An 8,233-nucleotide genomic window follows, 5' to 3' on the forward strand; every position below is an offset into this window, starting at 1 on the left:
AAATATGAACAAGATATATACCACAGTGTGGTGCGAGTCGCGCCAGCAGTGGGTTGTTACCTCTGAACTCGCGACCGGGTCCGGTCGTCCGAAGCTGACGCCGAAGAAAAGCGCACTGGCGTTACTGCTGGGTGCCGTGCTGCTGCCTTCAGGCCCAGCCATGTCGGTAGATTATGTCGGCGTGACGGTAGATGTGAATACTACGGGTCCACAGATTCTTTATTCAGGCGATACAGCCACCGACACGACAATCACTACAGGTAGTTATCAGCGTATCAGTAGTGGCGGCAAGGCCACCATTACTACCATCAACGGCGGCTCCCAGCGCATAAGTGGAGGATCGGCTACCTCAACTACCATCAACAGTGGTGCATATCAGGAAGTCACCAGTGGTGGAACGGCCACCATTACTACCATCAACAGCGGCGGCTCCCAACGAGTCTCAAGCAGCGGCACAGCGACTTCCACTACCATCAACAGCAGTGGTGTTCAACACATCTCCAATGGTGGCTTGGCCAAATCCACAGACATCAGAAATGGTGGTGTTCAGCACATCTCCAATGGTGGCCTGGCCAACTCTACAACCATTAGAAATGGTGGTGCGCAATACGTCTACAGTGGCGGATCGGCCACTTACACCACCATCAACGGCGGCTCCCAGCGAGTCTCAAGCGGCGCCACAGCGGCTTCCACTATCCTCAACATCAGTGGTGTTCAAAACGTTCTTCATGGAGGCTCGGCCACAAGTACTACTATCAACAGTGGCGGTGCTCAGAACGTCTCAAGTGGCGGTTCGGTCACCTCTACGACTATCAACAATGGAGGTAATCAGTACGTCTACAATGGAGCTACAGCTACCTCCACAATTATCAGTGGTTCCTTCAGTAGCCAGCACCTCTCCGGTGGCATTGCAAACAATACTACTATCCACAGTGGTGGCAGGCAGTCCGTCTATGCTGGCAGCGAAGCCACCTCCACTACCATCCACAATGCCGGATTCCAGAACATCTTTAGCGGTGGTTCAGCCGTATTTACTACTATCGGTGGCAGGCAACTTGTCTCCATGGGCGGTTCGGCAATCTTTACTACCATCGAAGGTGGCTCTCAGCTCGTCTATAGTGGTGCCTCAGCCACTTCTACCACTATAAATAGTGGTTATCAGAACGTTTCCAGTGGCGGTTCAGCCACCGCCACTACTATCAACAATGGTGGCTCTCAGATCGTCTTCGGGGAGGTCAAATCCACTACCATCAACAGCGGCGGGTATCAGTACGTTTCCGGTGGTGGCTCAGCTTCCGAAACAATCATTAGTGGTGGTGCTCAGTATGTATCTAGTGGTGGCACAGCCACCACTACCACCATCAATGGTGGTTTTCAGGATGTATCTAGTGGCGGTACGGCCACCGCTACCACCATCACCAGCGGGGGCGAACAGCGCGTCTCCAGTGGCGGCATTGCTAGTGATACCACCATATACAGTGACGGTGCGCAGGTCGTCTTTGATGGTTTAGTCACCGACACTAAAATTAACAGTGGCGGTTTACAGGGCATTTTCGGTGGTTCGGTCACTTCGACTACTATCAATCATGGCGGCTCTCAGCACATTTATGTCAGCGGTGCAGCCGATGTCACTACCATCAACAGCGGCGGCGAACAGCGTGTTTCCAGTGGAGGTTTGGCCAACTCCACTACCATCAACAATGGTGGCAGACAGCGCGTTTATGCTGGCGGCCAGGCTAGCTTTACGACTATAAACAGTGGTGGGTATCAGTATGTCTCCAGTGGTGGGCTGGTCACCTCTACTGACATTAATAGTGGAGGCAGGCAGCACGTCTCAAATGGTGGTTCAGCAACGCACACCACCATCGGCCGTGGAGGTTATCAGCACGTCGAAGGTGGCTTAGTTACCAGTACCACTCTCGATGGTGGTTATCAACATGTTTCCAGTGGCGGTTCGGCCACTGACACCACCATTGATGACTGGGGCTATCAGACCGTCTTCGCTGGCGGTGTGGCTACCTCTACCATTCTCAACAGTGGTGCCCGGCAGTACGTCTCCAGTGGTGGCGCTGCTACCTCCACCACAATCAACAGCGCTGGCAGACAGGACGTATCAGATGGCGGCAGAGCCACTTCTACTATCATCAACAATGGTGGTGCTCAACACGTTTCCAGTGGTGGTGCTGCCTCGAGTACCACTATAAGCAGTGGCGGTAAACAGCACATCTTGAGTGGTGGCTCGGCCAACTTAGCTATCATCAGCAGCGGCGGTAATCAACTCATATCCAGTGGCGGTACTGCTAACAGCACTACCATCTATATGTATGGAAGACAAAACGTTGAGAGTGGCGGTACGGCAACCAATACCACTCTCAACAACCTCGGCTGGCAGTACGTTTCCAGTGGTGGCTCGGCTACCTTTACCACAATCAACAGCGGCGGTGCTCAGTATGTCTCCGCTGGAGGCATTGCCACCTCTACTACAATCAACAGTGATGGGCAACAGAAGGTCTTCGGCACGGCCATCTCGACTACCATAAGCAGTGGTGGTCAACAGAACGTCGAAGGTGGTACCGCCAATCACAGCACCATCGAAGGTGGTATATTGCGCGTCTACGAAGGCGGCGCGGCCTCATCTACAACCATTAACGGTGGTACTCAGGACCTCTGGAGCGGCTCGGCTATCTCTACAACCATCAATGGCGGTCTTCAGAAAGTCCGAAGTGGCAGCACAACCACCGGTACTACCATCAACGGTGGCCAGTCCTGGCTGATGACTGGGGCTCTGGCCGACGGCAAAACCATAGTGAGCGCGGGAGGCGAACTGCTGATGAACGCAGGCTCTCTCGCAACGGACGTAAACATTCAGGGAGGCACCCTCTCTGTCAATGACCTTTCCGATACAGCGTCCGGCCTGGACACGGCTCAGGTCGGTAATCTCACCATGAACAGCGGTAACGTCAACTTCCTGCGCAACAGCGACGGCGAATTTGCGAAGCTAACGATTACGGAGCTGACCGGCACCGGGAACTTCTTCCTGAACACATCTCTCGCCGATCGTAAAGCCAACTTCGTCACTATCGAACAGGGCACGGGTCATTTTGGTATTGCCGTGGCTGACTCCGGTAAGGAGATATCAGACCACACTGATCTGACGCTGAACCTCATCCATGAGAAAGGCGGTGACATAGACTTTGAAATGGTCACGACGTCCGGCCGAAATACCAGATTCGTGGACGGCGGTACGTACATGTACACCCTGTACAGCCAGCAGGATAAGGACGGCCTCACCGGCGGTAACGTCTGGTATCTGGGGGCCATGGGGAGTGGCGGCGAGAACCCTGGCGGTGAGAATCCGGGCGGCGAGAACCCGGGCGGCGAGAACCCGGGCGGCGAGAACCCGGGCGGCGAGAACCCGGGCGGTGAGAACCCGGGCGGTGAGAACCCTGGCGGTGAGAATCCGGGCGGTGAGAACCCGGGCGGCGAGAACCCGGGCGGTGAGAACCCGGGCGGTGAGAACCCTGGCGGTGAGAACCCTGGCGGTGAGAATCCGGGCGGCGAGAACCCTGGCGGCGAGAACCCTGGCGGCGAGAACCCTGGCGGTGAGAACCCGGGCGGCGGTGATAACGGCAATGCAGGCGGTAACGGGAACGGCGGGAAGAAGCCAATGACCACGCCTGCAACCGATGCCATTCTGGCCATGTCTAATGCCGGTCTGAACGTTATCCATTCTGAGCTGGATGGCCTGCGCACGTATCGCGCGAGTCTGGATAAAACCGGACCAGAAAGCAACGTATGGGGACACTACCTCGGCAGTAAAAGTGACATTGATACAAGCAATGGCGCAGCCTATAAGCTGAGCCAGAACGGACTTGAGATCGGAGCTGACACCCGGAATGACTTTGCGCGCGGTAGCCTTGTCACCGGTGCGTTCATGTCCTTTAGCGATAACAAAGTGAAACATGCCCGCGGTGGTACAAGCAAAATCGACAGCTATGGCCTCGGCCTGTATGCAATTTGGTTTGACGCCAGCGGGTTCTACGCTGACGGTGTTGTTAAAGGTAACCGTCTTAACAACAAACTGAGAGCGGTCATGACCAATGGTGGTAGAACCGGCGGTGACTGGACGCAGTATGCACTCAGCACAGCCGTTGAAGGTGGTTATCAGTTTGATCTCAAAGATGACGTAAGCATCACGCCTTATGCGCGCCTGGCGTTTGTCCAGATGACCAGTGAGGAGGTGAAACTCAGCAACGGCATGAAAGGCAATACGGGCTCACCGCGTTCTGTCACGGGTGAAGCCGGTGCGAAGATTGCCGGGAAGTTCAATATTGGCTCAACTGAATTCAAACCTTATCTGTCAGTTGCGGTGGTGCAGGAGTTTGCTAACTCAAACGAAGTCACGATCAATGAGCGCAATCGCTTTGATAACAACGTCAAAGGCACATCAGGTAAATACGGTCTGGGTGCATCGGTCAACGTTGGTAAAGACGTAACCTTGTACGGTGAGGCTAATTATCGTCAGGGCAGCCAAATCGAAACACCGATCCAGGGTGTGGCAGGTATCCGTATCGGATTCTGATGTTCCACAGGGGCCTTAGGGCCCCTTTTCACTGTGTTCTGATATGTTCTGGGTATGTTTATGCCTCACATGATTTTGACGAAAGATGTTTTTTTGAATAAAGCGCTGTCTGTCATCCTTCAGCAAGCGTCCCCCGGCAGAAAGGTTTGCGTCGTAGATATTGAATCATTCAGAAGCCTGGGCGCCATTTTCAACCTACTGAAAAGAAAGAAACTCACTGAAAAGCATGAAATGATCTTCATCGGTGGCAAGGATGTCAGTTCAAGAGTTCTCGAACCGCTTGTGACAATCTACAGGAAATCATGCTTTATGGAGTTTCGAAAGCAGCTTACGGGCGGTCGGACGTATTCATCAGAATATGCGTTGAACCACATCGCGCGCTGCAGAAGTCTGAGCATGCTTTCAGAACAGGAGAAAAAGACTCTTTTCGCCCTTCTGGATACTGATGACACGGTGGCTGCTGCAAGAAAAGTTTACCTGTCCCCCAAAACTGTCTATACCTACACCAATAATATTGGGCAAAAACTTAACCTGAATTCGATACTTCAGGTCAGGCAATTTATTCATTCTGAATTCGAATAGCCGTTGCGAAAACCGGGCTCTGGGCCCGGTTTTGTTATTTGCTACGGTGACTTTATGTACTGAATCCGCAATTCTCCAGCATCGGTTCAAACTTCGGAACGTGCCCGCGCCAGTTGTAATACAAAGCCGCTCTGTTCGACAAACCCCAGCCAACCATCATCCCTGGCATCTTCGTCCACAGACAGGAGTCACACCCTGCCGCGGAGCTCCCGCCCAAAATATAGGCAAATAGCTGCTCCGCTAATGCGGCGCATTTCATAAAGAGGTGCTGGTTTTAGCCAGACGTTTCATCATTCCGTCGTAAAGCTAAGCTGCTCGCTGCCCATAAAATGGGACATGCGCCGATTAAGGCTGTACGCCAGCTCGCCCAGGACGCGAGAATGGACATAGTCACGACGCAATGACAGGCAAGGTCGATTGTACGAATACCACAGAACAGAAATTTGTCCCCGTTATGACACCCTGCTCTCTGTTTTGCTGAAATTAACGATCTACCTTGAGTTGTGTGAAAAACACTCAGGAGGGACACATGTACAACTCAATTTTGGTTCCCATTGACATTTCCGAGGATAGCCTGACGCACATGGTTATCCCGTTCGTTCAGGCACACACCGCACTTAACACGGCCAAGGTTCACTTTCTTACCGTTATTCCTTCGCTTCCCTATTATTCATCGTTAGGTTTGGCCTACCCCGCAGAAATGCCGAAGATAAAAGAATTCCAGCACGCTGCTTTAGCGAAACTGGATGAGATTGTTAAGCAATTCAAAATTCCTGCAGATAAGATACAGACTCACGCCGTGACGGGATCGCCTAAGGATCAAATCCTTAAGCTCGCTGACACAATCGACGCCGACCTGATCATCATTGCCTCTCATAAGCCGGACATCTCGACCTATCTGTTGGGTTCGAACGCTGCGGCAGTGGTGCGGCATGCGAAATGCCCTGTGCTGGTCGTTAGATAGAACGCGCTTGCGTCTCAGTATACGGTCAGATAGCAGATGACAAAAAACCGGGCGAGAAGCCCGGTTTTTCATTTTCGCTTCCCGGCGTAAAGCGTGTGAAGCTGATGGAAGCACACTTTAAAGATCTATTCTGTTTGCGTTTAAATTTAATTCCGTAATGGAAGCCGGTTTTCCAAGCAAGTAGCCCTGAACTTCATCACATCTATTTTTTTTAAGAAAAGAGAGCTGTTCGGTGGTCTCCACCCCTTCTGCAGTGACCGCCATTGAATAGGCCTTACCCAGATCGATAATTTTTTCTACGACTGATTGGTTCTGCGGCGAATCGGCCAGGGTAAAAATAAAACTCTTGTCGAGCTTGAGTCCATCAAACTGAAACTTCCGGAGGTAGCTCAGAGAGGCATAGCCGGTACCGAAATCGTCAATCAAAATACGGACGCCCATTTTTTTGAGAGCCTTCATGGTCTGCAAGGTCTTTTCAGGATCGGAAAGCGTGACATTTTCCGTCACTTCTATTTCCAGTCGGTCAGGTTCTAGCCCTGTTTCGTGCAGGATCTCTTTTATCCTTTCAGCAAGATCGCTTGCCTGGAATTCGATAGCGGAAATATTTACGGATACCGATAGCCCCGGCAATTTATCTTTTGTCTCCGCACACGCTTTGCGTATGACCCAGTTGCTGAGGTTAATAATCAGACCTGTTTCTTCAGCCAGCGGGATGAACTGATCGGGCATCATCGTCCCTCGGTGCGGGTGCTGCCAACGTACCAGCGCTTCGACGGCCTCTATTTTAGAATATCGGAGGTTATAACGCGGCTGGTACACCAGATAGAGTTGCTCTTCGCGAATCGCGGTTTTCAGTTCGAGTTCCAGTTTTCTCCGTTCAGTTAACTTTTCCGACATATCCGGGCGATAATAGACCCATCTGTTCCTACCGGATTGCTTAGCCTGGTAAAGCGCAATATCGGCATAGCGTAAAAGATCGTTTGCGCTGCTGCTATCCAGGGGAGCCAGCGCAATCCCCATGCTTACGCCTATTGCGACATCATTACCCTCAATGGAGAAAGGACGGTTGAGTTCCTGTACGATGCGGTGACACACCTCATCAATCTGGTCTTTTTGGCTGGTATTGCCGAGAAGAAGCATAAATTCATCCCCTCCCTGCCGTGCGACAAAATCACCTCGACGAACGCAATTTTTAAGACGTAAAGCGACCTCGCCAAGCAGCGCATCCCCCGTGGAGTGCCCAAAAATATCATTGACGGGTTTAAACTTGTCTAAATCGAGGCAAATCATGGCAAAGGGATAATGGTTAAGGTCTTCTTTAGCCAACTGGCCTGCCAGAAATTCCTTAATATGATAGCGGTTCGGCAGACCGGTTAATTCATCATGACGTGACAGGAACTCCACCCGTTTAGTTGCTTCAACTTCCAGAGAAACGTCGGTTGCCGCGCCTCGCAAAACCACCGTTCCATCAGGCTGAGCAGAAAGCTTTGCCAGAAGCGTGCAATAGGCCGTAGATTGTTGCGCATGAATATAAGGACAGTTCTTAAATTCAAAGCGTTCAGTTAATTCCCTGAGCCTCACACAGTTTTGTAATAATCCGCGTGACGCAGGAAAGAGTTCATCCAGCCTGCGGCCTATCCATTTGCTATTTTCATATCCCGTTACTGTAGAAAAACGACCTGAAAGCCAGGTTATCTTTAACGATAAATCTGTTTCCCAGAACCAGTCGCTGGTTGTTTCACTGACGTCCCGGAATCGTTTTTCGCTGGTGATAAGATTCAACCGCGCCTGCTCGAGGAGAAAGGTATTTTCGTCAAGCATTCTCGCCTTCTGCATAATATGGCGCATGAGAATAACCGTCATCGATACCGTCAGAATAACTGAAAGAATGAGTAATGGTAAAAAATAAATAATCAACGCCTGGCCGGGATTTTCACCGTCCCAGATAATTTGCACATCACCATTCTGGGTGCTTAAGGGAAGGTGCGAATAAGTCCGAGATGTGAGATCATCGTGTTGTAACCTGAACCCAGAATGAGTAACCGGATGAGCCAGCAACTGACTTTTGCCGACAGTGAGTTTTCCAGTAAACGCCGCCAGACCCG

At 51.6% G+C, this 8,233-nt stretch carries 4 protein-coding genes; 3 read left to right on the forward strand and 1 reads right to left on the reverse strand.

The window, feature by feature from the left end; translation table 11 throughout:
* Nucleotides 1–4 precede the first annotated feature (4 nt).
* From ACOTXT_RS15125 to uspF, 3 genes are all read left to right on the forward strand, one after another.
* Nucleotides 5–4,582 carry an AIDA repeat-containing protein gene (locus ACOTXT_RS15125; RefSeq protein WP_333164835.1) on the forward strand — a complete coding sequence of 1,526 codons (4,578 nt, stop codon included), beginning with the start codon at nucleotides 5–7 and terminating at the stop codon, nucleotides 4,580–4,582.
* Nucleotides 4,583–4,642: 60 nt separating this feature from the next.
* Nucleotides 4,643–5,164, forward strand: coding sequence for a LuxR C-terminal-related transcriptional regulator (locus ACOTXT_RS15130; RefSeq protein ID WP_055322168.1), 522 nt, complete (start codon nucleotides 4,643–4,645; stop codon nucleotides 5,162–5,164).
* Nucleotides 5,165–5,693: 529 nt separating this feature from the next.
* Nucleotides 5,694–6,128, forward strand: coding sequence for a universal stress protein UspF (gene uspF, locus ACOTXT_RS15135; protein ID WP_055322170.1), 435 nt, complete (start codon nucleotides 5,694–5,696; stop codon nucleotides 6,126–6,128).
* A 117-nt stretch (nucleotides 6,129–6,245) separates the two neighbouring features.
* Here the strand turns inward: uspF and ACOTXT_RS15140 are convergent.
* On the reverse strand, nucleotides 6,246–8,233 hold a 1,988-nt coding region (locus ACOTXT_RS15140), incomplete at its 5' end, for a putative bifunctional diguanylate cyclase/phosphodiesterase (protein WP_421625337.1).

It is taken from the genome of Enterobacter cloacae complex sp. IR5422 (assembly GCF_049238165.1).
In the GTDB taxonomy this organism is placed as follows: domain Bacteria; phylum Pseudomonadota; class Gammaproteobacteria; order Enterobacterales; family Enterobacteriaceae; genus Enterobacter; species Enterobacter roggenkampii.